Annotated in this window: 26 protein-coding genes and 1 tRNA gene; 10 read left to right on the top strand and 17 right to left on the bottom strand. The window is 59.9% G+C overall.

From position 1 onward, the window contains the following. Positions 1-5 precede the first annotated feature (5 nt). The 5 genes from CKV89_RS06770 to CKV89_RS06750 form a co-directional block, all read right to left on the bottom strand. Entirely contained in the window at positions 6-791 is a 786-nt protein-coding gene (locus CKV89_RS06770; RefSeq protein ID WP_051277734.1) for an ABC transporter ATP-binding protein, read from the bottom strand. After that, positions 788-1,894: a FecCD family ABC transporter permease gene (locus CKV89_RS06765; RefSeq protein ID WP_197697038.1), complete on the bottom strand. Its 1,107-nt coding sequence runs from the start codon at positions 1,892-1,894 to the stop codon at positions 788-790. Before CKV89_RS06765 ends, CKV89_RS06770 begins: the two co-directional genes overlap by 4 nt. Then, a complete protein-coding gene (locus tag CKV89_RS06760; protein WP_028327861.1) occupies positions 1,891-2,868 on the bottom strand; it encodes an ABC transporter substrate-binding protein in 978 nt (325 codons plus the stop codon). Before CKV89_RS06760 ends, CKV89_RS06765 begins: the two co-directional genes overlap by 4 nt. Positions 2,869-3,259: 391 nt before the next feature. Next, the gene (locus CKV89_RS11845; RefSeq protein ID WP_034401622.1) at positions 3,260-3,898 is read right to left on the bottom strand and encodes a hypothetical protein; all 639 of its coding nucleotides are present in this window, start codon (positions 3,896-3,898) and stop codon (positions 3,260-3,262) included. Further along, complete coding sequence (locus CKV89_RS06750; RefSeq protein ID WP_051277735.1) at positions 3,895-4,350, bottom strand: acyl-CoA thioesterase; 456 nt, start codon at positions 4,348-4,350, stop codon at positions 3,895-3,897. Before CKV89_RS06750 ends, CKV89_RS11845 begins: the two co-directional genes overlap by 4 nt. A gap of 122 nt (positions 4,351-4,472) precedes the next feature. Here CKV89_RS06750 and CKV89_RS06745 point away from each other — a divergent pair, with 122 nt between their 5' ends. Continuing rightward, on the top strand, positions 4,473-5,387 hold the full coding sequence (locus CKV89_RS06745) for an acyl-CoA thioesterase (RefSeq protein WP_028327863.1): 915 nt from the start codon (positions 4,473-4,475) through the stop codon (positions 5,385-5,387). A gap of 9 nt (positions 5,388-5,396) precedes the next feature. On the opposite strand, the gene CKV89_RS06740 is transcribed toward CKV89_RS06745, so the two are convergent. From CKV89_RS06740 to CKV89_RS06725, 4 genes are all read right to left on the bottom strand, one after another. Then, positions 5,397-6,224, bottom strand: a complete 828-nt coding sequence (locus CKV89_RS06740) for a hypothetical protein (protein WP_034401624.1) — start codon at positions 6,222-6,224, stop codon at positions 5,397-5,399. Between the two features lie 68 nt (positions 6,225-6,292). Next, the gene (locus CKV89_RS06735) at positions 6,293-6,979 is read right to left on the bottom strand and encodes an ABC-2 transporter permease (protein ID WP_028327865.1); all 687 of its coding nucleotides are present in this window, start codon (positions 6,977-6,979) and stop codon (positions 6,293-6,295) included. Next, positions 6,972-7,847: an ABC transporter ATP-binding protein gene (locus tag CKV89_RS06730; RefSeq protein ID WP_051277736.1), complete on the bottom strand. Its 876-nt coding sequence runs from the start codon at positions 7,845-7,847 to the stop codon at positions 6,972-6,974. Before CKV89_RS06730 ends, CKV89_RS06735 begins: the two co-directional genes overlap by 8 nt. After that, positions 7,844-8,245, bottom strand: coding sequence for a GntR family transcriptional regulator (locus tag CKV89_RS06725; protein ID WP_028327867.1), 402 nt, complete (start codon positions 8,243-8,245; stop codon positions 7,844-7,846). The genes CKV89_RS06730 and CKV89_RS06725 overlap by 4 nt, the downstream gene beginning before the upstream one ends. A 187-nt stretch (positions 8,246-8,432) precedes the next feature. Between CKV89_RS06725 and CKV89_RS06720 the strand changes: the two genes are divergently transcribed. Both CKV89_RS06720 and yidC read left to right on the top strand, forming a co-directional pair. Next, positions 8,433-8,747, top strand: coding sequence for a hypothetical protein (locus CKV89_RS06720; protein ID WP_028327868.1), 315 nt, complete (start codon positions 8,433-8,435; stop codon positions 8,745-8,747). A gap of 64 nt (positions 8,748-8,811) precedes the next feature. Beyond that, positions 8,812-9,645: a membrane protein insertase YidC gene (gene yidC / locus CKV89_RS06715; RefSeq protein WP_028327869.1), complete on the top strand. Its 834-nt coding sequence runs from the start codon at positions 8,812-8,814 to the stop codon at positions 9,643-9,645. Between the two features lie 156 nt (positions 9,646-9,801). Here yidC and ettA read toward each other — a convergent pair whose 3' ends face one another. Both ettA and CKV89_RS06705 read right to left on the bottom strand, forming a co-directional pair. Continuing rightward, positions 9,802-11,484: an energy-dependent translational throttle protein EttA gene (gene ettA / locus CKV89_RS06710; protein ID WP_028327870.1), complete on the bottom strand. Its 1,683-nt coding sequence runs from the start codon at positions 11,482-11,484 to the stop codon at positions 9,802-9,804. Between the two features lie 207 nt (positions 11,485-11,691). Then, positions 11,692-12,687: a DUF418 domain-containing protein gene (locus tag CKV89_RS06705; RefSeq protein ID WP_034401627.1), complete on the bottom strand. Its 996-nt coding sequence runs from the start codon at positions 12,685-12,687 to the stop codon at positions 11,692-11,694. Positions 12,688-12,888: 201 nt separating this feature from the next. On the opposite strand from CKV89_RS06705, the gene CKV89_RS06700 reads away from it, so the two are divergent. Both CKV89_RS06700 and CKV89_RS06695 read left to right on the top strand, forming a co-directional pair. Further along, a complete protein-coding gene (locus CKV89_RS06700; RefSeq protein ID WP_084441396.1) occupies positions 12,889-14,133 on the top strand; it encodes a sensor histidine kinase in 1,245 nt (414 codons plus the stop codon). Continuing rightward, complete coding sequence (locus CKV89_RS06695) at positions 14,130-14,786, top strand: response regulator (protein WP_028327872.1); 657 nt, start codon at positions 14,130-14,132, stop codon at positions 14,784-14,786. The genes CKV89_RS06700 and CKV89_RS06695 overlap by 4 nt, the downstream gene beginning before the upstream one ends. Positions 14,787-14,870: 84 nt before the next feature. Here the strand turns inward: CKV89_RS06695 and CKV89_RS12530 are convergent, their stop codons facing one another. From CKV89_RS12530 to CKV89_RS12525, 3 genes are all read right to left on the bottom strand, one after another. Beyond that, on the bottom strand, positions 14,871-16,526 hold the full coding sequence (locus CKV89_RS12530) for a GTPase (protein ID WP_051277737.1): 1,656 nt from the start codon (positions 16,524-16,526) through the stop codon (positions 14,871-14,873). After that, on the bottom strand, positions 16,523-18,217 hold the full coding sequence (locus CKV89_RS06685) for a GTPase family protein (protein WP_034401629.1): 1,695 nt from the start codon (positions 18,215-18,217) through the stop codon (positions 16,523-16,525). The genes CKV89_RS12530 and CKV89_RS06685 overlap by 4 nt, the downstream gene beginning before the upstream one ends. Positions 18,218-18,373: 156 nt before the next feature. Then, positions 18,374-18,496 (bottom strand): hypothetical protein, encoded by a 123-nt coding sequence (locus CKV89_RS12525; RefSeq protein WP_267879313.1) that lies wholly within the window; start codon positions 18,494-18,496, stop codon positions 18,374-18,376. Between CKV89_RS12525 and CKV89_RS11840 the strand changes: the two genes are divergently transcribed. Continuing rightward, positions 18,495-18,731 carry a hypothetical protein gene (locus tag CKV89_RS11840; protein WP_154657712.1) on the top strand — a complete coding sequence of 79 codons (237 nt, stop codon included), beginning with the start codon at positions 18,495-18,497 and terminating at the stop codon, positions 18,729-18,731. The two genes, CKV89_RS12525 and CKV89_RS11840, sit on opposite strands and share 2 nt — an antisense overlap. Here the strand turns inward: CKV89_RS11840 and CKV89_RS06675 are convergent. Continuing rightward, the gene (locus tag CKV89_RS06675; protein WP_028327875.1) at positions 18,673-19,182 is read right to left on the bottom strand and encodes a hypothetical protein; all 510 of its coding nucleotides are present in this window, start codon (positions 19,180-19,182) and stop codon (positions 18,673-18,675) included. The two genes, CKV89_RS11840 and CKV89_RS06675, sit on opposite strands and share 59 nt — an antisense overlap. 294 nt (positions 19,183-19,476) lie before the next feature. Between CKV89_RS06675 and CKV89_RS06670 the strand changes: the two genes are divergently transcribed. The 4 genes from CKV89_RS06670 to CKV89_RS06655 all read left to right on the top strand — a co-directional run bounded on the left by CKV89_RS06670 (position 19,477) and on the right by CKV89_RS06655 (position 22,050). Further along, positions 19,477-19,785 (top strand): metal-sensitive transcriptional regulator, encoded by a 309-nt coding sequence (locus tag CKV89_RS06670; protein ID WP_028327876.1) that lies wholly within the window; start codon positions 19,477-19,479, stop codon positions 19,783-19,785. A gap of 75 nt (positions 19,786-19,860) precedes the next feature. Next, positions 19,861-19,937 (top strand) — tRNA-Arg (locus tag CKV89_RS06665). 62 nt (positions 19,938-19,999) lie between these two features. After that, positions 20,000-21,430, top strand: a complete 1,431-nt coding sequence (locus CKV89_RS06660; RefSeq protein WP_084441398.1) for a hypothetical protein — start codon at positions 20,000-20,002, stop codon at positions 21,428-21,430. 167 nt (positions 21,431-21,597) lie between these two features. Beyond that, positions 21,598-22,050 (top strand): cupin domain-containing protein, encoded by a 453-nt coding sequence (locus tag CKV89_RS06655; protein ID WP_084441400.1) that lies wholly within the window; start codon positions 21,598-21,600, stop codon positions 22,048-22,050. Positions 22,051-22,156: 106 nt separating this feature from the next. Here CKV89_RS06655 and CKV89_RS06650 read toward each other — a convergent pair whose 3' ends face one another. Continuing rightward, positions 22,157-22,948: a carbon-nitrogen hydrolase family protein gene (locus tag CKV89_RS06650; protein WP_028327881.1), complete on the bottom strand. Its 792-nt coding sequence runs from the start codon at positions 22,946-22,948 to the stop codon at positions 22,157-22,159. 24 nt (positions 22,949-22,972) lie between these two features. Then, a complete protein-coding gene (locus CKV89_RS06645; RefSeq protein WP_084441402.1) occupies positions 22,973-24,112 on the bottom strand; it encodes a PrsW family intramembrane metalloprotease in 1,140 nt (379 codons plus the stop codon). Positions 24,113-24,225 lie beyond the last annotated feature (113 nt).

Below are 24,225 nucleotides of genomic sequence, written 5' to 3'. Positions count from 1 at the left end.
CCGCCCTACGCCGGCAACACCACAAACTGCTCACCAATACGATGCACCAGCAACGGTGAGCGATACACCTGCGAAAGCACATCCGCGCACAACACCTCCGCAGGAGCCCCCACAGCACGCACCCGCCCCTGATCAAGCAACACAACCCGATCCGCATAACGCGCAGCAACCGTCAAATCATGAATAGCAGCAACAACCGTCACCCCCTCACCCCGCCGATGCTCATCAACAAAATCGAGCACATCCCGAGCCGTACCGATATCCAAAGAACTCGTCGGCTCATCCAAAACAATCACCGGTGCCTGCTGCGCCAACACCCGCGCCAACATCACCCGCTGCGCCTCACCCCCAGAAAGCTCCCGCACCGACCTACCCGCCAAACCACCAAGACCCAACCGCTCCACCACATCAGCAACAACGGCATGATCACGGAACGAATGACGCGCAAAAAAACGCACATACGGAGTCCTGCCCAGCAGCACATACTCAGCAACACTCATCCCCTCCGGTAACTGCGCAGACTGCGGCATCAAAGCGATATCGCACGGCCCCGGACACCCACCGGCCCCCGTGTGCACCACCCCCGCATACGGCACCAACCCCGCCAACGCCCGCAGCAGCGTGGACTTACCCGACCCATTAGGCCCAATAACAGCGACAAACTCCCCCGCAGAAAAATCCACCGAAACGTCATGCAAAACCCGGCGACGCCCACCAGAGCGCCCCACATCAACCGCGACACCCACCACCCGCAACGCAACCCCCACCTGCGACGACGAAAAACCACTCATACGCTCACCCGCTTACGGCGCCAAAGAATAAAAGCGAAAAACGGTGCCCCAACAAACGCCGTAATCACCCCAATAGGTAACTCAGCCGGCGCAGACACAGTCCGGGCCCCCACATCAACCAAAAGCAGAAAACCCGCACCAAACAAACCAGACAACGGCAAAATCGCCCGATACGAATGACTCGCGACAAGACGCACTACATGCGGAACAACCAGGCCAACAAACCCGATAAGCCCACTGACCGCCACCGCCGCAGCCGTCAGAAAAGTCGCAGCAGCGATAACAACACACCGCACCCGAGCCGCATTCACCCCCAGTGAACGAGCCTGCTCATCACCAAGACGCAGCACATCTAGCCACCGCGCCTGCGGCAGCAAAACAACCACCGACACCACGAAATACGGCAAGAACGTCACCACCGGTGTCCACCCATCACCAGCAAGCCGACCAAAAATCCAACTCAACACTTCACGAGAGCGAGTCTGATCAAGCTGCTGCAAAAGGTACGCCTGGGTAGCCGAACACAACGAGGAAACCGCCACCCCCGCCAACAGCAACGTCGAAGGATCAAAAAACGACCCCCGTGCCACCAACACCGACCCAGCCACCGCCAGTAACGCTCCCACAAAAGCAGCCAACGGAACCGCCTCAAAAGGCCCCACCGTGAACTGCACACCAAACCCAAGCGCGAGCACAGCACCCACACCTGCCCCCGCAGAAGCACCAAGAAGATAAGGGTCAGCAAGAGGATTGTGAAAAACCCCCTGATACGAAGCCCCCGCCACAGAAAGAGCAGCACCCACCATCAAGGCAAGCACAGTGCGCGGAAACCGGATCTGCCACAACAAATCCGCGACAGGATCACCCAAGTGGCTACCGGAACCAACCCCCGGAATCTCTGCGAACATCACGTCCACAACCTCAGCGATTTCAAGGCCAGCAGCCCCCGAAGTCAGGCTCACCCCCACCGCGACAGCAAGAAGCACAACCCCAACAATCACCGGAACCAGGGGCACCTTGAACGCCCGCGAAAGCGCCTCTTTCGCTGCCTGCGGCTGCTGCAGCGAAAGAGGCGCTCCCTTTGAGGTAGAAGAACCCATCATCCGACTGTGGTGGGCTGAGCTGCAGCGCTAGTCCCCACCCCAGCAGTGGCTTTAGTCAGCGCGCCAGCAAGCTGATCAACCAGCTGCGGCAAACGCGGCCCCCACCGGGATGCGATATCGGAATTCACTGTGACGACATTGCCGTTTTTCACTGCCGCAACATTGGCCCACCCCGGACGGCGAGCCACATCCTGGGCCGTATAGCCCGACTGGTCAGTGATCACAATGACCTGCGGATCAGCCTTAATAATGGCCTCTTCAGTTAGCTGCGGATACCCGCTCTTAGGGCCATCTGCATTATCAGCAATATTCGTGGCACTCATCTTGGCGTAAATAGACCCAATAAAACTATGTGAACTCGCCGAGTGATACTTGTCATCAAGCTCGTGATAAACAGACAGCGGTTTATTCGGCGCCTTACTCAACGCAGCATTGATCTGCGAACGCATCGTCCCCACGAGCTCCGTAGTCTCGTTCACATGCCCAGTGGCCTGCCCGAGAATAGCGAGCTCGCCATACCCTGCATCAAGCGTCGGCGGCGCAGGAGAAAGCAGCACCGGAATACTCAGCTTCTTCATCGATGCAGCCAAACCATTAACGTCATTACTTATAACCACAAGATCCGGTTTATGTTTGACGATCGCTTCAACATTCGGCTCAAAGCCAGACAAATCTGTAGCCGGAGCCCCCTGAGGGTACGTGGAATATTTATCGGCAGCGACCACCTGTTTACCCGCACCAATAGCGAACAACGATTCGGTAGCGCTCGGCGACAACGAAACAATCCGTTGCGGCTGCGACTTCAACGTAACCGGACCAAGTGAGGTGTTCACCACAACCGGGAACGTTCCCGTCCCCGCAGCGGCGCTAGCAGACGAACTACCAGCAGGTTTACTGCCAGTAGAGGCATTACTGCAGGCAGTAAGAACAAGCAGCGCTGCTGCAACAACGGCGCTGACTTTAGATAACCGCATTGACGGTTTCCTCCTCTGTAAGCGGGGGCGAAGGGTGCACTGATGCGCTTCGAGGAGGTGAAGTTCTAACGCCCGGCAAGGCTAAGCGAGGCGGCTCCGAACCGCTCCTTTCCTCGAGAGCGTCGAATCTTAAAGTGACAGCGGGTTCGACCGGACTCATCCCTTCCCTGCCCTAACCCACTACTACGGGCTCAAGAACCGGAGGGCTTCACCGTTGCGGGCCAGTGCCGGATTCTCACCAGACTTCGACCTACCATCACCTCCACGTTATCCCTGGCACCTCCCCTCAGGACAGCTCAGCAGCTGTGTCGATGCTCTCCCCCCGTCGCCTCTGCCAACCTTTTGCAACGACACCTGCACCCACACCACCGCCACTGCCCCACCGACAGCCTCACCTACCAATCACATCACCAGCAGCCGTGGACAACCGCGTCCACGACCCATGACGCAACAACCGCACCGGCCCCTGACCACCAAAACCCAACGCATGCACTCCCAACGCCAAAGCAGCCCGGAACTGCCCCATCCCCTCACCCACCGACTCATCCCACACCTGCTTATCCAACGCAGTAAGTGCCGCAGCATCCGCGCCACCATCACGCTCACGCTGCACCCGCGCCAACCCCGACTCCGCCACGAAAGCCACATCCTCCCCAGCGAACTCACCAATCACCGACCACCCCTCACGCGGAGGAGACACCGCAGCCCACGGCGCCTGCCGTAACACCGGCGGCACATCCAAACGAAGCCATCCAGCACCTCGCATCCGCGCCAATCGATCCGCCACCGCCGACAAATCCACCGTCACATCCAACGCACCCACCGCTTGCCCCAACGCCGTCCCACGCATACCCACCACAGTCCCGGACCCCAACAGCCCAGAACCACTACGCACCAACACCGAGGACATCAACACCGAACCCGCCGTCTGCAACCGCACATACCCATCAGGCACCAACACCCGCGCCCGCGACACAAACGTCGCCACATCACTCAACGCATCCTCATCAGCAAGCGTGACAAAACTCATCGCTCCCCCTCCCGAACACCAGCAGCCATATGAGCGCACAAAACCGCCCGGGCCTCATCACCAATCCGCATAGAACTCTCACCCGACTCACTCACATACACCGACGTCGTCACCATCGCCGCATGCACAACCTCACCACCATCAGCACCCACCGAACGCACCACCTGCACCGTCTTCACACTGCTATTCCCCACCCGCTCAATCCACACATCCACCAACGCCACACCCACCGCATACGCCAACGGCACGAAGTACTCCACCTCATGCTTCACCACCAAATAACGCCACGTATGAAGATCCTCCGCACCCCAGCGATCAAACGCCTCAATCCGTGCCTCCTGCATGATCGAGATGAAAGCGATGTTGTTGATATGCCCCAACGCGTCCATATCTGAAAACCGCAACGGCACCTCAACCCGAGCCGCGTTCGCCGGTGCACTCCACTGATCCATACCCGACATCCTCGCCGAACCCACCCCACAACAGCGAACCTGCACCGTTATCGGCGCTGCCCCGCCACGCAACAACCGCAACCCTCTTGTTCCACCAGCCCCATTTGGCAAGATGAATTTCCGTGACCCACGACCAGACTCCCACCGAATTCGACCCACTGGCCGACCTGCTGGACACCCTCGACCTCCACGACGCCGACCCCACCACCGGCACAGACGGAACCATCCGTGACAGGTTCACCGGCCGTAGCCAGCCCACACCCCACGGACGTATCTTCGGCGGACAAGTACTCGCCCAATCCATCATCGCCGCTGGCCGCAGCGTCACCCGCAGCCGCGACGAAGAAATGAACATCCACTCTCACCAAGTCAACTACCTCCACCCCGGCGACCCCAACACTGCCCTGGAGTTCGTTGTCGAACGCCTCCGCGATTCCCGCTCCTACTCCACCCGACGCGTCCACATCCTCCAAAACGGTCGCCCCATCCTTGCCGCAATGAGCTCCTTCGCCCGCCCCAATGACGGCTTCGAGCACCACATCGAAGCCCCCTCCGTCCCCGGCCCCGAAGGACTACCCAGTCTGTCCGAAGATCTCTACCCCATGCCCGCCACCGAACCGGGCAACTGGGTGCTACGCCGAGCCGTTGAGATCCGCCACGTCCAAGGCCACGTCGCGCTCTCCCCCGCCAATGACCCCCAAGAAACCCAACAAGTCTGGTTCAAAACCATCGGTGAACTCCCCGACGACTCACTCCTGCACGCAGCAGTCCTCGCCTACGCCTCCGACTGGGTACTTCTCGACCCGGTACTACGCCGCCACGGCATCGCCTGGTTCGACCCTCGGCTACGCGTGGCCAGCCTGGACCAAACCATGTGGTTCCACCGCCACATGCGCGCAGACCAATGGGTCATGTTCAACCAGTCTTCCCCCACCGCAGCTCACGGACGTGGCCTATGCCTAGGCCACATGTACACCGCGCAGGGCACACTCGGCGTCACCGCGGCCCAAGAAGGCATGGTGCACATCCGCGACTAGCTCCATACGTCACGGGGCAGAAAAATGCCCCGTGACCGTACGCGTACCATCCGCAGCTAAGACCTCCACGCCACTGTCTAGCCCCTCAACCGCCGGGACCGCCGTGATCCGCTGCGCCCCAAACGCAGAAGCCCCCACCCGGTAGGTGTATTCACGCCCAATAAGGTCAATGCCCTGCCGCCTAGCCAACTCACTACCTAACAACGCCATCAACGGGCCATGCACAACCAGATCTGGGTAGCCACTACGGCGACACCAGTCACGGTCAAAATGGATACGGTGCGCGTTATACGTCAACGCCGAAAAACGGAACAGCATCACCTCATCCACATCCAGCACGCACCGCGGCTCATCCTCCGCAACGCTACGCACCGGCGGCGCCGTCAACTCCCCCCGACTCCCGACAGAACTGAGGTCACGGTAGACAAGGTTTTGATGCTCAGTGACAGCCACCTGTCCGTCCTGGATGATGCTGTGCTCAACCGTCACGAACGTCAACGCCCCCGTGCGTCCTTGTTTATGCACCGGCGGCAAGGTTCGAATCTGTCGCTGCGCGCTCTGCCCAAAAACCAACGGGCGGTACGTAGTGATACGGCCACCAGCAAACATGCGACCAAGCGCACCACCACCAGGTACGCCACACGCGACGTGCCCATCCTCACCCAGCTCAGCCGTGGTGGGATTGTTCAACAAGTAGAGAATGTGCCACCCAACCGGCACCACATCCGTGGGGGCTTCCAGATCCAAAAGGTGCGCCAAGCGCGCGCACGGCTCGGGAGAAAGAATGCCGTGGCGACGAACTATGTCGACACCGTCATTTATGTCGCTGGCAGTCATAGACCCCATCTTTGCGTATTACCAAGCAGGAGAACCCCACCGGGCACGAGGGCAACAAGTAACAACTGTCATATGTCTGTTTTTTCGCTCGCCAGCGCCGTGGACAAGCAGCAAGCGGTCACGAAGATCCCGGTTGCAAGGAGCGCAACTGCCGCGCCGAGAATGTGGCCGGTTGTGCAAATTTCGTAGGAGCCAAAAGCCACTGACCACACAGCAGGTAAAAGCAAAGCCATCATTACTGCAGTCAGTAGGGCACACAAAGCTGCCACGAATTGAGGAAGTCGCACTGCGCAGCGCAGACCGGCCGCTATCCCCATCGTTGCCATAACGGTAGTGAGCAACGCGGAGAAATACTGCTGGCCAGGCGAGGTGTGCATGACGTACCCAATGAGCGCACTGACCACTACGTGCACGACGAGCACGATCGCTGCGATAACTCCCGCCAAGAGGTAGCGTCCGTAAACGACATCTCGGCGAGAAAGAGGAAATACCGCGCGCATCATGCCGCCGTTATCTGCCTGCCCCATCGAAGACAGCAAGGACGTAAGGGGCATCGCGATGAACGCGAAAAGCCCGAAAGGCAAACTGCTCTCAGGTGCAGCGAGCACAGTCGCTGCCGAGAAAGCTCCGCAGATGAAAGACAACCCCACCACGGTGCCCCATCCGCCCGTGGCCTGAGAAACGTCTAACCGTAAAGCGGCGAGCACACCGGTCGCGCCGTCCGTGTTGTGGGAGCTAGTGGCGGGGTTATTCATGTGAAGTCTCCTGGAGCTGGGCAGGGTGTCCTTTAGCGAGGGCGATGATGAGGGAGTCGAGGGTGGGGCGTTCGACCACGAGGGGTCGTGGCCAGGTGTTGGCGATGTGGGTGGGGGCGTGGGCTTCGAATCCGGCGGTGTGTACGCGTAGCCCGTAGAGGTGGCGGCGGTTTGGGTTGTTGAGGTCGTGCAAGTTGCCTCGGATGAGGCGGTAGTTCTCGAGCAGGTCGGGGGTGGGGCCGTTGTAGATGGCTCGGCCTTGGTGGAGTAGGAGGAGGTGGTCGCTGATGCGTTCGAGGTCTGTTGTGATGTGGCTGGAGTAGAGGGTGGTGTGGTTGGGGTTTTCCATGTATTCGGCGATGAGGTCAAGGAGGTCATCTCGCGTGAGGGGGTCCAGGCCGGCGGTGGGTTCATCGAGGATGAGTAGCTCGGGGTTGTGGGCTAGGGCTGCGGCGGCTTGGAGTTTCATGCCTTGGCCTCGTGAGAGGTTTTTGATTTTGGTGTGTAGCGGTATGCGGAGTTGCTGGAGGAGGTCTCGGTACCGTTGCGGTGACCAGGTGGGGTAGAAGGGTGCGCTGGCGTTTTCGATGTTTTCTGCGGTCCAGTGCTGTGGGTAGAAGGGTGTGTCGAGGACGACGCCGATGTGTTCGTTGGTGGGGGCGTGGATGTTTCCTGCGTCGGGGATGAGGGCTCCGGTGATGGAGTTGATGATGGTGGTTTTTCCTGATGCGTTGGTTCCGGCAAGGCCTAGAACGTATCCACGAGGGATGTCTAGGTCGAGGTCGTGGAGTGTGAAGGTGCCTCGGCGTTTGCGTAGTCCGCGGATACGGACGACGGTGTCGGGGTTGTTGGGGGTGGCGGTGGTCATGGTTGTTCCTCGTGTGGGCTGGGGTAGGGGTTGGCGAGGAGCGCTTCGAGGCAGGTGCGGATGTCGGTGGGGGTTAGGCCGGTGGTATGGGCGGTGTGGATGGCGAGGTTGAGGTGTTTTTCTACTTCGCGTAGTGCGTGTTCGCGGGCGATGGCTGGGTCGCGGGGTCGGACGTAACTGCCTTTGCCTTGGACGTTGTCGATAAGTCCTTCTGCGGCGAGGTCGTTGTAGGCGCGGGTGGTGGTGATGACGCTGACGTGCAGGGCGCGGGCGAGTTTGCGGATGGAGGGTAGTTGTTCTCCTGGCTGGATTTCTCCGCGCAGGATGGCGGCGCGGATGTGGGCGGTGATCTGTTCGTAGATGGGGCGCCCGGAAGAGTTTGAGATGAGTATCTGCACGCACCCTCCTTAGTGTCTATATTCACTATAAACAGTAAGGGTGCTGTATCCCATCAACGCCCAAACCCCACCTGCACTCCCCCACCTACCTACACCGCCGCACCCACCCATCTATGCGTACCCTGTGATGACCAAAGACCACTCCGCCCCTTTTAAACCGCCGCGCCGTCAACCAGAGAGGAACGCCATGCGTATCGCCCTCTCCCCCCGCGCGCAAACACACCCCACCACTGAACTAACAGCAAAACTCTCGACCTACACCTGCATCTTCCTCACCCTCATCACCACCGCAGCAACCGACCAGCAACAACTCACCCTCACCATGATGGTCGGCCTAGCGGCCCTGGCCCTTGCTCTCCAGCACAAAAACCCACCAGCCACACCACGGCTCACCAGCCCACACGCCGCACTGCAACGCCTCACCCCACCACCGCCACCCCACCCCAGCAGACGTATCTGCGGACACCCGTGCAGGCCACGCGCTCCCTCCTCCCCCAGGTAAAACCCCACGGAAATCCACCTGCACCTGCACTCGCGAACAGCCCGACTCCCGGGCGAGGAGAACCATGCCCAATTTGCTCTACCCATTCGACTACGCCATCAGCACGGTCCTAGCCGCGGCGCATTCCGCCCTAGCCGCAGTAGGTTTCGCCCCAGATAGCGCCCTGTCCTGGGTGCTGTCCATCGCGGTTCTTGTTGTGGTGGTCCGGGCAGTGATGCTGCCGCTAACCATCCACGGCGTGAAGCTCGCTCAAGCTTCCGGGCGGGCCCGCCCAGCATTGAACGAGCTACGCAAAAAATACGAAGGAAAAACCGACCTCGAATCGCTCAAAGCGATGCGCGCCGAGCAGATGGCCATCCAAGCCGAGCACGGAATGTCCAGCATCGGCTGTCTGCCTCTACTGCTGCAGATCCCCATCATGTGGTCGCTGTTCCAAGTGCTGCAGCATGTCGCGAACGGTGATCCCATCGGTGTCATGACCCACGATTTGGTCGCATCGATGCGCAGCGGCCGACTAGTCGGTGTTTCCCTCGCTGACCGGATCGGAGGGTTCGGGAATTTGCTCTCATCGCCGGGGCATTTCGCGGTGATCATCACGCTTGCAGTGCTGTCTGCGGCGCTGATCTACATCACGCAGAAACGTTTCGTGCTTGCCAACATGTCACTTGAGGGCATGCCTGAAGGGTTCGCTGACGTGCAGAAAATGATGCCGTTGCTTTCTTCGGTCGGCATTCTCGTCGGGGCAGTGGCTGTCCCGGTCGGGCTGCTGGTGTACTGGGTGGTTTCTAATGCCTTGACTCTGGTGCAAACAGGCATCATCACCACCTGGTTCCCCACCCCTTACACACCTGCAGCTGAAGCGCTCGCACGGCGCCGTGGCCAGCAGTCAAGCGAATAAATAAATCCGCGGGACTGCGCTGGTTGGGTGCCGGTGGAAACATGTGGAGGCTTGCCCCCCCAATGACTGGGATGGTCAAGCCTCCACACGTTTCCCCACCGGGGGGCTGCATGTCTTTCACAAGGTTTAGGCCATGCAGCCCCCCGGGGGTGGGGTTTAGTCGCGGGTGAGTTTGCGGTGTGTGACGCGGTGCGGGCGGGCAGCGTCTTCACCCAGACGCTCCACCTTGTTCTTCTCGTAGCCTTCGAAGTTGCCCTCGAACCAGTACCACTGGTCGGGGTTTTCTTCGGTGCCTTCCCACGCGAGGATGTGTGTAGCCACCCGGTCCAGGAACCACCGGTCGTGGCTGATCACCACGGCGCAGCCAGGGAAGTCCAGCAGCGCGTTCTCTAGCGAGCCGAGGGTTTCGACATCGAGGTCGTTGGTGGGTTCGTCGAGCAGGAGCAGGTTGCCGCCCTGTTTGAGGGTCAACGCGAGGTTGAGTCGGTTACGTTCACCACCGGAAAGCACACCGGCTTTCTTCTGCTGGTCTGCGCCTTTGAAGCCGAATTGGCTGACGTAGGCGCGGCTGGGGATCTCGACCTGACCGACCTGGATGTAGTCGTTGCCGTCGGAGACGACCTCCCACAGGGTTTTGTTTGCGTCCAGGCCGGTGCGGTTCTGGTCGACGTAGCTGATCTTGACCGTTTCACCGATCTTCACCGAACCGTCGTCAGGGGATTCCAGCCCGACAATGGTTTTGAACAGGGTGGTTTTACCCACACCGTTGGGGCCGATCACACCGACAATGCCGTTGCGGGGCAGCGTAAACGACAGCCCGTTGATGAGGGAACGGCCATCGAAACCTTTCTGCAAACCAGCAACTTCGATGACGGTGCTGCCCAGGCGCGGACCTGGGGGGATCTGGATTTCTTCGAAGTCGAGTTTGCGGGTGCGCTCGGCCTCGGCTGCCATTTCCTCGTAGCGGGCCAGACGGGCCTTGCTCTTGGTTTGACGGCCTTTAGCATTAGAGCGAACCCATTCGAGTTCTTCTTTAAGACGTTTCTGCAGTTTGGCGTCTTTTTTGCCCTGCACTTGGAGACGGGCGGCTTTTTTCTCCAGGTAGGTGGAGTAGTTGCCTTCGTAGGGGTAGAGGCGGCCGCGGTCGACCTCGGCGATCCATTCAGCGACGTGGTCGAGGAAGTAGCGGTCGTGGGTGACTGCCAGGACGGTGCCGGAGTATTTCTGCAGGAACTGCTCGAGCCACAGCACGGATTCGGCGTCGAGGTGGTTAGTGGGCTCGTCGAGCAGGAGCAGGTCAGGCTTGCTCAGCAGCAAACGGGCCAACGCGACGCGGCGACGTTCACCACCGGAAAGAACAGTGACGTCAGCATCTCCCGGGGGCGTGCGCAGCGCATCCATTGCCTGCTCGATCTGGCTGTCAAGATCCCAGGCGTCCGCGGCATCGATCTCGGTTTGTAGCTTGCCCATCTCTTCCATGAGGGCATCGAAGTCAGCGTCAGGCTCGGCCATTTCGGCCGAGATTTCATTGAAGCGGTCGACCTTGCGTTTGATGTCGCCAAGGCCTTCCTGCACGTTCTCGAGAACGGTTTTGTTTTCGTCCAGCTCCGGCTCCTGCAGGAGGATGCCGACGCTGTAGCCGGGGCTGAGGCGTGCCTCACCGTTGGAGGGCTCATCAAGCCCGGCCATAATTTTCAGGATGGTTGATTTTCCGGCGCCGTTGGGGCCGACGACGCCGATCTTCGCGCCCGGATAGAACGACATCGAGACGTCGTCGAGGATCAGCTTGTCGCCGACCTTCTTACGCGCCTTGGTCATGGTGTAGATGAACTCGGCCATATACCCAGGCTATCCGCTCAGATCAACCGCCACGAATCCGAACACCCCACAGGCCCAGCAAACCAATCACCACCCCATCCTGGACTCAACTCTGCCCCTGAAGAAGAGTTTCTCGCTGGCGCTTCCTCTTCTCACTCGCCCTTACAGCAGCTTTGGATGCTTTTCCAAGCAATATCATTGGAACGCACCTGCCGTCGGTACGATTAATTATCCCTGAAGGGGTTCAGTATTTTTTGCTGAGCGGAAAGGAACCCCAAACCATGTGATTGCTCTCCATGGATACTCGAGCGGGCCATAAGTGAAGCGTTTAAACCAAAATCGCATGAAAATGTTCTGCGCAATCAGGATTGCAGCACCTAAAACCACTGCTACTCGCAGGTCGCCGCAGACACTGAAGTGGAAAATTTTCCCGACTGGAACGACGATCATGGTAGCCGTGAGATAGCAGGTAAAAGCTGCTCGCCCGAGTGGAGTAAAGAGAGCTTGCAGTATTCCTTTTGCCTGGGTTTGCCACATCAAAGATAAAAGAGTGATGTACAAAACGGCCATGATGCCACCTGTAGCTCCACCTGCGAGCGTGAATCGAGGGTCGCCTGGCTGAGTTGTTTGCCACCAGTATCCGGCAACTGTCGCTGCCAGCGCCGAAGCGGCGGTGACCTTGACGGACTTGTCGCCACGTTCGAGCTTCTCGATCCATCCGCAAGATACCGCTCCTGCTCCTAAAAGCATCAGAGTTGGTATTGAAGCGAGTCCTCCTCCTTTGAGAGTGAAAACAGCAACCGTCGCTACAAGTCCTCCTAAGAGTTGTAGCCTTCCTGGAATGAGAATTATGGCTGGCAACATAATGAGTCCAGCGACGGCATACATAATCAAAACTTCGCCTGGGTAAGCGATTTGATGCAGCGCCCCAATAGCGAGAAGGGCAACGAGTCGGCGTGCGAGAACCGCCCATGGGGAACACCCCCGACAACGGGCCGATTCACGCATAAATACCATCGAGGCTCCGAAAAGAAACACGAAGATGGGCACAAATCTGCCCGAAACGAAGTAATGAAAGACAGATAAGACAGCTTCTGGTCCAGGTAACTCTTCACCGTCCCAGCCAAGGCGAGTGATATCGGGAATATTAACGAAGATGATCCCGGCTACAGCAAAGCCGCGGAGAGCATCGAGAAATGCGTATCGGTGTCGTACAGGAGGCATACCTATACGCTAAGTAGCGATTCTGGCTTCCCGCCTCGCATCTTCAATGAACCCAACCCTTCGGAGGACAGTCCGGATGGCAAACTCCACCCACGGGTGGAAAGGGCAGCTTAAAGAGGCAGCACCAACAAGTGAGCCTTACGGTTGAACGTATGCACTCATCGCTGGGACTAGCTAGCCAAGTCCTGAAGGAGGCGCCTGATGTCCGCTTCACTGAGGAATATGTCACGGCTTAAACAAACTGTCGATGCGGTATTGATCGCAGTTTTAGCGTTTTTAACGCTGCCTGGAACTTTGTTAGAGCACCCTTCGTGGGTAATGGCTTCATGGGTATCGCTACTTCTTGTGCCTTTATGGTGGCGGCGCACGCATCCAGATGTGGTTATGGCCATCCTCGTTGCTGTTGGCGCAGTGCAGTTAGCGGTTTCGGACTCAGCAATCGAAGGCAACGTGACAATGCTGCTGGCTCTTTATTCATGTGCTCGATACGGACGCGTGTGGCGATCTGCTGTTTGGGTTGTGGTTGTTTTAGCTGGCTCCGGCGTAGCCACCTATGTATGGACACGTGACGAGGTTGGACTGGTATCTCCTGAGTTGTTGCAGCGCGATATACAAAGCCTTGCTGGAGCATTGGTTGCACTGACCTTGCTGTCATGGATGGCAGGCCATTTGGGTCGTCTTGATGCGTCCCTGATATCTGTACGTACTGCAGCGGAAGTTGCCGCACAGGAGCAGGAGGTTCGTCTCGCTGTTGCTGCTGAACGCGCACAGATCGGACGGGAGGTGCACGACATCATGGGACATGCCCTTGCGTTAATTGCTGTGCAGGCTGACGCCGCTTGCTACATCATCGCTGCCTCGCCTCGCGAAATTGATCTTTCGCCCGATGAGCGTCTAAGGCAGTCCGAGGAGGCACTTAGTAACATTCGTACCCATGCGACGGCTGCTCTTGAGGAAACCCGCACTTTAGTTCGCGCTATCGGCGAAGCTGATTCTGAGAAGGATATACGGCACCCTCTGCATGGAATCGACGATATTCCAGAGTTAGTCGACGCGGTTCGTAGCAGTGGACGGGTCGTTAAACTTGATTGTGAGAATTTTGACTTTGGAAGGATCGACACCCCAACCCAGAGCGCGATTTATCGAGTGGTACAGGAGTCAATAACAAACGCAATCAAACACACGAGAACCGCGGAAATTAATATTCACATTACATACGACTCTGACCTCACAGTCAGTGTTTGCACTGAGAAAGATTCGGCAGAAAATACTACTACCACTGTTAAGTCTTCCGCAGAGCCGCTACGACGCGGTCGGGGATTGATTGGAATGAATGAGCGAGTAAGCGCCCTTGGTGGCGTCTTGCGCGCTGGACCAACACCAGAAGGAGGTTTTCTCGTTGAAGCGCGGCTACCTCTTCAGGTCAATGAACATGTGACGTCATGAAACCAGCACGTCTTATCCTCGCTGATGATCAAGCAATGGTGCGGACTGGGTTCCGTATGGTTCTGACGCCCCAGCGTGACTTCGATGTAGTAGCTGAGGCTGCTGACGGCCAGCAGGCATGTGAGCTCGCTGAACTTCTTCGTCCGGACATTGTCGTCATGGATGTGCGTATGCCTCGCTTGGACGGAATCGAAGCGACTCGGCGCATTATTCAATGTGTACCGACTACGCGAGTATTGGTCTTAACGACGTTCGATCTAGACGAGTATGTTGTCAGTGCTCTCAATGCGGGGGCATCGGGTTTTCTTCTCAAAGATGCTGGCGCACCCGAACTCCTGGCTGCGGTTCGTGCTGTTCATGCTGGTGATTCTGTTGTGGCTCCTGCTGCTACCCGCCGTCTGCTGGAGCGGCTGCTTCCGTTAGAGAATTCTCACACTCCTGTTGACCTTCGGGCTTTAAGTGCCCGTGAGCTCGAAGTGTTAACTCTCATCGCTAAGGGACAATCGAACAGCGAAATTGCTGATTCTCTTTTTCTTGCAGAGTCCACGGTAAAAACTCACATCAATCGCATTCTTAGTAAATTACGCGCACGGGACCGGGTTCAGCTCGTCATCATTGCCTATGAAACCGGCCTCATTCGCCCTGGGTCCTGAGGTCACTCCACTGCCAGTGCCCGTTGTTCAGATTTTGAACTTCTTGTTCTAGGGGCGGTTCCTTGAACGCTGTCTCTATGTCTTTCAGGATGCGAGGATTTTGTCGAGGTTTTCGCGGGTGGTGCGGTGTGCGGTGAGGACGTCGCGTACTGGGGTGATGACGCGGGTGCGGGCGACGTCGTCGATGGCTGTGTGGAGTCGTTTTTCGGCGCGGGTGCGGGCGCGGTGAGCGCCGATGCGGGTCCAAGTGCGGGCTAGGAGGGTGAGTAGGAGTGAGGTGAGGGCGCCGGTGGCCAGGAGGAGGGTGGGTAGTGGGATGGGGCCGATGGTGGGGGTGGCTGGTGCGGGGAGTTGGAGGTATCCGATGCCGGCTAGGAGGAGTAGCCAGGTCATGCCGGTGGCTAGGGCGATGGTGGCTGCCCATTGGAGGGCGCCGATGATGGTCCACCAGATGGGGCGGCGTTGGCCGAGGTCGACGTTGAGGATGGCTTGGTCGAGGGCGTCGGCGAGGTCGTCGTGGGCGGGGTGGGTGGCTGCGGCGATGGCGTAGGCCCAGGAACGGGGTAGGCCGGTGATGGCGGTTTCGCCGAGTTTGCGGGTGGCGAGGTCGACGCCGGCGTGGGCGGTGGCGGTGGGTGCGGGCAGGGAGGTGCGGTTGAGGAGTGTGTTGAATTCTTCTGGTGGTGCGGTGGTGGTTTCGGGGTGGCGTTGGGCGTTGAGGCGTAGGCGTTTGAGGGGGTCGGGGGTGAGTTTTTGTGTCCAGCGTAGGGGTGGCCAGGCGGTGGTGGCGTTGGCGCGGCGGCGGTAGTCCTTGTCGATGGCTTCGAGGATGGTGGGTGTTCCTGCGGTTTTGGCGAGGGCGTTGATGAGGTTGGTGGGGGCGTTTTCGGGCAGGGTGGGTTCGGTGTCGGCGACGTGTTCGCGTAGTGCGCGGGCGTGGTGGTGTAGGTCGCCGATGAGGCGTTCGCGGGTGGCGGTTTTGGTGGCGACGGTGGTGGCGACGGTGTGGCCGAGTTCGGTGAGGCCTTGTCCGGTGAGGGTGGAAGTGAGTAGGACGTGGGTGTTGGTGAGTCCGTCTTCGTGGAGGAGTCGTTGGAGGTCGTTGGCGCAGGCTGTTTGTTCTTCGTTGGTGAGGCGGTCTGCTTGGTTGAGTAGGACGGTGGAGATGTTGGTGTGGTCGGTGGCGCGGCGTAGGTAGGTGTGGATGAGGGCGTCGGCGTATTTCTGGGGGTCGGTGACCCATAGGAATGCGTCGGTGAGTTGAAGGATGCGGTCGGCTTCTTCGCGGTGTTCGGTGCGGTGGGAGTCGAAGTCGGGGAGGTCTAGGAGGATGAGTCCGTCGAGGTTGGGGGTGTTGATGCGGGTGGTGGTGCCGGGGGGTACGTGGTGGCGGTTGGGGATGTTGAGCCAGTCGAGGAGTTCGGTGGCTGGGTCGTTGCCCCAGATGGCTGCGGTGGTTGTTGTGGTGGTGGGGCGTAGGCGTCCGACTTCGGAGATGAGGTCGCCGACGAAGGCGTTGAAGAGGGTAGATTTGCCGGATCCGGTGGCGCCGGCGAGGGCGATGACGGTGTGGTTGCTGTTGATGGCTATGCGTTCGCTGGCGCGGTCGAGGAGGGTGCGTGTGTGTTCGACGGTGTCGGTGGGTAGGTAGTTGCTGCCGTGTTCGAGAGCGGTGATCATGCCTTCGAGGGCGAGGCTTAGGCGGGTGTTGGGGCCGTGGGTGGGGTCTGGGTTGTTCACCGGGAGGCCTTTACTGTGGCGAGGGCGTCGGCGAGGCGGCGCGGTAGTTGTGGGTCGAGTTCGATGGTGTTGAGGGTGGATCGTATGTCGTTTTCTTCTTCACTGAGGAGGGTTTGGCAGCGTTGCATGAGGAGTTTGCGGGCTTTGGTGGCTAGGGTGCGGACGGCTTGGTCGCCGAAGACTGCTTCGAGGAGGCGTTGGGCTAGGACGGAGGATCCGCCGGCGATGCCGATTTCACCTCCGGTGAGGCCGCCGGTTTGGCTGAAGAGTACGAGCATGAGGATGAATCCGATGGTGTTGGTGCCGATGGCGAGGATGCGGGCGGTGGTGCGGCGGTCTTTTCCTTCGGCGCGGACGAGTTCGAGGATGTCGTTTTGCCAGTCGCGGATGAGGCGGTTGGTTTTGTCTTCGAGGTTGGGGTTGGGGCGGTGGAGGTTGGGGTTGGTGTTGATGAGGTGGGTTCCGGCGGGGATGGTGTCCCAGCGGGTGGTGAGGTCTTCGCGGGCGAGGGCGGCGTGGGAGAGGAGGAGTTCGGCTACTCCGCTGCGGAGGGCTTCGCCGAGTTCTGTGGCGGGGGTTGGTTTTCCGGTGATGGCTGCGGTGACTCGGTCGCGTAGGCGCCCGAAGCTGATTTCGACGGTTTTGAGGAATTCTCCGGTTCCGACGAATTCGTGCCAGCGGGCGAGGATTTCGCCGCGTAGGAGGGAGCCGTCGGATAGGGCGATGGTGATGCGTTGGAGGGCGGCGCCGTAGGCGCTGGTGATCATGGCGTCGAGTTGTTGTTTGGTTTGGACTTGCATTGAGTAGGTTTCGGCGACTGTTTTGATGCGGGTGTCGAGTGAGTCGAGTGCGCCGGTGAGGGTTTGTCGGATGAGGAGTGAGCGGGCGCGGGCGTCGGAGCCGAGTCCGTTGAGCCATTCGCGTAGTTGTTGGGTTTGGAATAGGGGTAGGAGTCCGTTGTCGAGGGGGACTTCGGAGATGGTGAATATGGGTGAGTGGCGTAGGCCGTGTTCGATGAGCATGGCGGCGAGGTGTTCGCCGATGGTTTCTTCGGCTCCGGGGGGTACGCGGTCTAGGACGATGGCGATGGAGGTGCCGCGTTCTACTGCTTCGTCGAGCATTTCCCAGGGGACGGCGTCGGCGTATCGGGCTGCGGTGGTGACGAATAGCCATAGGTCGGCGGCGGCGAGGAGTTGTCGGGATAGGTCGCGGTTGGCTTCGACGATGGAGTCGATGTCGGGGGCGTCGAGGATGGCTATGCCGGCGGGGATGGTGGTGTTGGTGGTGAGGTGGATGCTGTTGGGGTCGTTGGTGGGGGTGGTTCCGGTGGTGCGTGCCAGGGTGGGCAGGATGCGGGGTCCGGTGAACCATTGGTTGTCGGTGGGGTGGTGGATGAGGATGCTGGTGCGGGTGGTGGGGCGTAGTACGCCTGATTCGGTGACTTTTTCTCCGACGATGGAGTTAACGAGTGTGGACTTGCCTGATCCGGTGGATCCTCCGACGACGGCGAGTAGGGGGGCGTGGGCGTCGCGGAGTCGGGGAAGTATATAATCGTCGAGTTGAGCTGTGAGGCGGGCGATGTCGGTTCGTGCTTGCGCCGTGCCTTCTGCGTCGAGCGGAAAGGTGGCTGCACCGAGCTGCACGCGCACGTTTTCTACTGCGCTCAGTAGTTGACCGGTCTCGTTTCCCACTTGCCCATGATCTCTTATTCCGTTGGTGCTGCGGGGTTCGAACACGGCGGGGTGTGTGAATTCGTCGTTTTCGTGTGGTGGTGGCTGTGTTTGTGTGGGGTGTGGCCGGTTTCTTTTGTTTGTTTGTTCGCTGTTGTGGCGTTGTGCTGTGAACGCTCATGCTCGGTTCGGGTGAGCCGATGAGGGGGCTGGCGCGCGGTTGTGGGAGTGGTTGTTGAGCTCTTGGCGCCGCGTTTCGCTATGGATGGCGAAGTGGACCTCATGGAGGAGAACGGTCATGTACGAGAGTGTGTTGTCTGGCCCTAGTGGTGTTGATGTGGGTGTGGTGGCTGCTTTGCAGCATGCTGCGGTGCTTGCCACGGTTGAGGCGGTGGCGCAGGTGCGGCGGTCGGCGGCGGGCGATCCGGCTGTGTGGCTGGATGCGCAGCTTGCTGATTTTGCTCAGGGTGGGGTGGTTAACCCTTATGCGGAATTCCTTCTTCGCGCAGCCGGGTTTGTACCTGTGCAACGCTGAGTGTTTGTTCGTTGAGGAGGGCGGTGGCTGCCCAGTGGATGACGGGCCAGGCTTCGCGTAGTTCGCCGCGCCATGCGGCGGTGACGCCGGGAACCCATCCCCAGGAGCGGGTTTCGTCGATTCCTCCGCTGCGTAGGAGGTCGACGACTTTGTGGTTGGCGTCGTCAATGATGTCTGCGTCGGCGCATTGTGCGCTGGCGTGGGCTGGGTCGAAGGCGTCTTTTCCTTGGATGATTTCTACGTCTGCGGCTCCGCATTCGCGTTCGCTCCAGGGTCCTGCGAAGGCGAGGAATGGTGCGGCTGCTGCATCGACGGCGTTGCGGTCGATGCAGTCGCGGATGTGCAGTGTGGTGGTTGGGGTGGCTCCGCGTAGGGCTGCGGCGATGAGGTGTCCGGCTTGGTGGTAGCTCCACCCTGTCATGCTGCCCATCATGATGTCGCTGACCGTCACGTAGTTGTTCCCCCCCGGGTGGCGACGCCCCTGGTGCAGAGACGCCAGTTGTTGGTGTGGCGCTGTTGTGGCGCCTTTTGAACCCTAAGAGGACACTGAGTTGTGGGGGTGGGGGGTTTGTCGACAACTTTTGGGTGGTTGGGCTGCTTGGGGGTCTGTCTGGATACCTTCGGGGGGTATGTGCTGCTTCGTTAGACTGGCTGGGCCCCTCTTTTTCTCGTGTGTTCACCCAAGTTGCCAGGAGTGCCTGTGCCTGTCGATAGAAGCGATGCGTCAGTGTCAGAGTCGGCGCAGATTTGTTGCACGGATAGTGGTGTGGTTGATCCGGGGTATGTGGGTGAGAAGGAGAGGTATCTCAAGCGGTTGCGGCGGATTGAGGGGCAGGTGCGTGGGATTGCTCGGATGGTTGACGAAGGCCAATACTGTATTGACATTTTGACGCAGATTTCTGCGTTGGATTCAGCGTTAGAGAACGTTGCCTTGGGGTTGTTGGAGGATCACCTGCGTCATTGTGTTGCTGATGCTGCCCGCACCGGCGGTGATGTCGCTGACGCTAAGCTCGCGGAGGCCACTGCGGCTATCCGGCGGCTCGTAAAATCCTGAACCACACCACGAGGTGCGTTACCACTCCCCCACATAGCCCCCTACACTTGATCCCGCACAGCCACTTGTGCACTCGCCCCCGTAGCTCAGCTGGACAGAGCAGGAGCCTTCTAATCTCCCGGTCGCAGGTTCGAATCCTGCCGGGGGCGCCATTGGTCACCTATGGCTGCGCGCTCGGCTAGATCAAGATCACCCGATTCTCAGGAGTCGAGTCATGCGCTGTGGCTTTTGGGCTGTTACTGCTGCTTTGGGGTTGTCGGTGCTGGTAGCGCCGGTGGCGTTGGCTGCTCCTGATCCGGGCTCGCGGGGCGGGGTGCATGGTTTGGGTCCGGTGGGTACTGCGACGATGCATGGGGATGCGCAGTCCAGTGACACCACACCGAATCCCGGCCCTGGATCGCGGGGTGTAAGGAGCGTTTTTTCTGGTAAGCAGGCTGCGTGCCCCACGGTGTTAGCTGATCGTGAGGGCATGGTGTGGTCGCTGTGCACACAGATTGCTAACCGTGCTCCGGTGGTGAATTTGTTGGATTCGACTACTGGGGCGACGTTGGCGTCAATGCCAGTTGCCAAGGGTGCGTTGCTTGGTGGCGTGTATGCGTATGTGGATAATCAGAACCGTTTGGTGATGGTGGATGGTAAGCATCGGCTGTTGAAAATCGGTAAGTCGCGGGCGGGTAATGGGTCGTGGGTGGTTTCTGCTGCGCAGTCGTATGACATTTCTGCGTTTGTTACCGCTGGTGGTGCTGATTCGGCGGATGCGGTGGTGGGTTTGGCTCCGGATCGGCGGGGGCGTATCTGGTTGGCGACGCGGCAGGGCAAGGTGGGGGTGTTTTCTGCTGGTTCTGCGGGGGTGAAGAGTCTGCGTTTGGGGGTTGGTGAGCGTGTAGATAATTCGATTTCGTCGTCGCCGCGGGGTGTGGCGATCGCGAGTTCGCATGCGTTGTACATGCTGGATGCTTCTGATGACGATGTGCCGCGGGTGCTGTGGCGTAAAGGGTATGACCGTGGCAGTGCACGTAAGCCTGGGCAGTTGAGTTGGGGTACGGGGGCTACGCCGACGTTTTTTGGGCCGAAGGGCTCTGATGAGTACGTCACGATCACTGATAACGCCGATGAGCAGGAGCATCTGCTGGTGTACAAGGTGTCGGATGGTTCGTTGGTGTGTTCGGCTGGGGTTTTTGCGCGGGGGGCCAGTGGGACGGAGAACTCTGCGATGGGGCATGGCCGGTCTGTGATTGTGGCGAGTACGTATGGGTATCCGTATCCGGCGTTGCCTCAGGGGGCGGGCAGGAGTAAGCCTGGGGTGGCGTCGTTTACCGCTGGTGGTATGGAGCGGTTTGAGGTTGCTGCTGATGGGTCGGGGTGTCGGCGTGTGTGGTCTGTTCCGGTGTTGTCTTCTGCGGTGCCGCGTTGGTCTGTCGCCGATGACACGATTTACACCATTGTTCGTCCTGCTGCTGGAGTGGTGACGGGCAGCACGTTTGAGGCGGTGACGGTGGATCCGAATACGGGAGCAGTGACTTCTCGCACGAAGATCGCGCGTTCTGCGTTGCGGGACACGTTGGAGATGGTTGGCACCATCACTAAGGATGGCGTGTGGTGGCAGGGCGCGATGACGGGTGTGTTCCGTATGCAGGCTAAGTGATTTCGTTTTTGCTTTGCGTGTGGCTGCATCTACGCGTTTCTTGCCCTTTTCTCTAGGGGTGCAGATGCACTGTCGGACGTGACGCATCCGATGCGTGTACATCAGATTCACGCAGTGGAAGGTTCAGCAGGTGGTAGCTCCTTACGTGGGGTGGGGAGAATGGTGGGATGAGTGATGTAGAGCTGCCCGATTGGGCTAAACCGCTTGGCATGGTTCCGCACCCAGAGGGTGGTTGGTATGTCGAGACGTACCGTTCTTCGACGGTGATTCCTGGGAGCATGCTTGCAGAGCATGGTGGTGACCGTGCGAGCGCGACGGGTATTCAGTTCATGCTGTTGCCGGGTGAGCAGTCTGCCTGGCATCGAGTGGTCTCGGATGAGTTGTGGCTGTATACGCGTGGTGGCCGGGTGGCGCTGGAGTTGGGTGGTGTTGGGGATGTTCCTGAGGTGACTGACAGGCTTGTCATTGGTCCTGATCCTTCGGCTGGTGACGTGGTCCAGGGGTTGGTTCCAGCTGGGGTGTGGCAGCGTGCGTATCCGCTGGATGCGCAGCCTTCGCTTGTTTCTTGCATTGTCACGCCGGGTTTTGATTTCGCGGATTTTGAGCTGTATAGGGCCTAGCGGGCACAGGCCTGCAGATTCGGCGCCGTAGCGTTCACGGCCACTACTGCCGCGCAGTTATCGGCAGTGGTGGCCGTGAAAAGTCAGTGCGTGTGGGGTGTGGCTGCTAGTGGAATTCGTGGGTGTTGGCGAGGACGGGCAGTTCGCGGCGGGCGATGGTGACGGTGTCGCTGTCGATGTCGGCGATGAGGAGTTCGGGAGCTTCGTGTGCGGCGGTGAGGGTTTCTCCGGTGGGGGTGATGATGCGGGAGTGCCCGGCGCCGGTTGGTGCTGTGCTGGTGGTGGCGCCGGCGGGGCGTGCTTGGCCGCAGGCGAGGATGTAGGTGGTGGAGTCGAGCGCGCGGGCGGTGGTGAGGGTTTCCCAGGCGTGGATTTTTCCTACTCCGGTGCCCCATGAGGCGGCAACGATGGTGGCGTGGGCGCCGGCTTTGGCGAGGGTGGTGTAGAGGTTGGGGAATCGGATGTCGTAGCAGGTGGTTAGGCCGATGCGCATGCCTGCGATGTCGACGGTGACGGGGGTGTTTCCGGGTTCTACTGTGTCGGATTCGGCGAATCCGAAGGCGTCGTAGAGGTGGATTTTGTCGTAGTGGGTGTCGATGTTTTTGCCGGTGATGAGCAGGGTGTTGCGTACTTTGCCGGGGGTGGTGGCGGGGGTGAACATGCCGACGGCGATGGTGATGTTGGTGGTGGCGGCGATGTGGCGGATGTGGTTTGCCCAGGGGCCGTCGAGGGGTTCGGCGATGTCGGTAAGGCGGTTGCCGAAGGCGCGCATTGTTGCTTCGGGGAAGATGACGAGGTCGGCGTTGTGGGTGGCGGCTTTGTGTGCCCAGGTGTGTACGAGGTCGAGGTTTGTGTTTAGGTCTCGGCTGGTGGTGATTTGTGCCAACGCGATGCGCATTGTTCTTTCCTCTGTGGTGGTGGGTTAGCCCAGTACGGCGCGTGCGGCTGTCATGGCTTCGAGGAGGCGGCGTTCTTCGGCGGGGGCGCCGGGTCCGGCGCTGCCGTTGGTCATGCGGCGACGGAGCATGGCTAGTTCGACGGCGTCGTCTTGGAAGTCGCGCATTGCTGTTTTGCCTTCTCGTCCGCCGACGGCGTGGGCCCAGGATCGTGCGGTGCGGCGTTCGGAGATGCTGGTGAGCATGCGCACTTCGGCTGGGGAGATCCATCCGTAGTCGGCGTAGACGGTCAGGTGGCTGCGGATGAGTCCGCGTTCGCGTACGCGTACCCAGATCGCGAAGGCGGTAAATGCGACGAAGATGGGCATTTGGAATACGAGGTAGGCGGACCAGAATCCGCCTGCGCCGGTGACGGAGGAGAGGTTCCAGGCGGCGTGGAGGGTCATGGCGGCGCAGAGGCCTAGTGGCGGGATGATGCAGCGTAGGAAGGGGCCGCGCTGCAGGCTCCAGCCGAGTGCTACGCCGGTTACGCCGGTGAATAGGGGGTGGGCGAATGGGGAGATGAGGCCGCGGATGACGAAGACGGCTACGAGGCCTTCGGTGCCGCTCTCGTTGAAGGCGCGGCCGAGGTAGAGGATGTTTTCGGCGAATGCGAAGCCGCAGGCGATGACGCCGGCGTAGACGATTCCGTCGATGATGCCGTCGAATTCTTCGCGTCGCCAGAACAGGATGAATAGCAGTCCTGCTCCTTTGAGTGATTCTTCGACGATGGGGGCTACGAGTACGGCGCTGACGGCGTCTGGGTCGGCGGTGGCTGAGGCTAGGAGCAGGGTGGATCCGGTGTTGAGGGCTAGGGCGGTTCCGGTGGCGATGACTGCGCCCCAGAGGAAGGCGAGCATGACCATAGCGGGGGGTTCGGCTTCGTAGGCGTCGAGCCAGAGCAGTAGTGGCATGACGATGCCCACGGGCAGCAGGGACACGGTCAGGGCGAGTAGTCCGGTGGCTCCGCCGAGTTCGAGTCCGATGACGGTGGGCAGGAGCCATCCGGTGACGCCGAATGCTAGTAGTACGGCGGCGAAGACAAAGCCGCGGCGGAGGCGTTGTCGCCGTGAGCGTTGGGTGCGCACGGTTTGTGTGGTGGTGGGGTGCGTGGACCGCTGGTCCATTCCTGGGTCTCCTTGGGCTGTGCGCTGAGGGTGCCGGGGCCGTGGCGTGCGGATCCACGATGTGGGTTAAGAGTACGTGGCGTTGGTGTCAGGGTCGGGTGGCTTGCCGCAGC

It is taken from the genome of Dermatophilus congolensis, assembly GCF_900187045.1.
Lineage (GTDB): Bacteria > Actinomycetota > Actinomycetes > Actinomycetales > Dermatophilaceae > Dermatophilus > Dermatophilus congolensis.
The sequence above is the reverse complement of the archived record's forward strand: the minus strand, read 5'-3'. Positions and strand labels throughout refer to the sequence as shown.

Bases quoted from the DNA above. Each gene is read 5' to 3' on its own strand.
- CKV89_RS06770 (WP_051277734.1), bottom strand. From the start codon at position 791: ATGAGTGGTTTTTCGTCGTCGCAGGTGGGGGTTGCGTTGCGGGTGGTG.
- CKV89_RS06750 (WP_051277735.1), bottom strand. From the start codon at position 4,350: ATGGATCAGTGGAGTGCACCGGCGAACGCGGCTCGGGTTGAGGTGCCG.
- CKV89_RS06695 (WP_028327872.1), top strand. From the start codon at position 14,130: ATGAAACCAGCACGTCTTATCCTCGCTGATGATCAAGCAATGGTGCGG.
- CKV89_RS11845 (WP_034401622.1), bottom strand. From the start codon at position 3,898: ATGAGTTTTGTCACGCTTGCTGATGAGGATGCGTTGAGTGATGTGGCG.
- CKV89_RS06740 (WP_034401624.1), bottom strand. From the start codon at position 6,224: ATGACTGCCAGCGACATAAATGACGGTGTCGACATAGTTCGTCGCCAC.
- CKV89_RS06730 (WP_051277736.1), bottom strand. From the start codon at position 7,847: ATGACCACCGCCACCCCCAACAACCCCGACACCGTCGTCCGTATCCGC.
- CKV89_RS06760 (WP_028327861.1), bottom strand. From the start codon at position 2,868: ATGCGGTTATCTAAAGTCAGCGCCGTTGTTGCAGCAGCGCTGCTTGTT.
- CKV89_RS06645 (WP_084441402.1), bottom strand. From the start codon at position 24,112: ATGGACCAGCGGTCCACGCACCCCACCACCACACAAACCGTGCGCACC.
- yidC (WP_028327869.1), top strand. From the start codon at position 8,812: ATGCCCAATTTGCTCTACCCATTCGACTACGCCATCAGCACGGTCCTA.
- CKV89_RS06655 (WP_084441400.1), top strand. From the start codon at position 21,598: ATGAGTGATGTAGAGCTGCCCGATTGGGCTAAACCGCTTGGCATGGTT.
- CKV89_RS06700 (WP_084441396.1), top strand. From the start codon at position 12,889: ATGTCCGCTTCACTGAGGAATATGTCACGGCTTAAACAAACTGTCGAT.
- CKV89_RS06660 (WP_084441398.1), top strand. From the start codon at position 20,000: ATGCGCTGTGGCTTTTGGGCTGTTACTGCTGCTTTGGGGTTGTCGGTG.
- ettA (WP_028327870.1), bottom strand. From the start codon at position 11,484: ATGGCCGAGTTCATCTACACCATGACCAAGGCGCGTAAGAAGGTCGGC.
- CKV89_RS06650 (WP_028327881.1), bottom strand. From the start codon at position 22,948: ATGCGCATCGCGTTGGCACAAATCACCACCAGCCGAGACCTAAACACA.
- CKV89_RS06720 (WP_028327868.1), top strand. From the start codon at position 8,433: ATGCGTATCGCCCTCTCCCCCCGCGCGCAAACACACCCCACCACTGAA.
- CKV89_RS06705 (WP_034401627.1), bottom strand. From the start codon at position 12,687: ATGCCTCCTGTACGACACCGATACGCATTTCTCGATGCTCTCCGCGGC.
- CKV89_RS06765 (WP_197697038.1), bottom strand. From the start codon at position 1,894: ATGATGGGTTCTTCTACCTCAAAGGGAGCGCCTCTTTCGCTGCAGCAG.
- CKV89_RS12525 (WP_267879313.1), bottom strand. From the start codon at position 18,496: ATGACCGTTCTCCTCCATGAGGTCCACTTCGCCATCCATAGCGAAACG.
- CKV89_RS11840 (WP_154657712.1), top strand. From the start codon at position 18,495: ATGTACGAGAGTGTGTTGTCTGGCCCTAGTGGTGTTGATGTGGGTGTG.
- CKV89_RS06735 (WP_028327865.1), bottom strand. From the start codon at position 6,979: ATGAATAACCCCGCCACTAGCTCCCACAACACGGACGGCGCGACCGGT.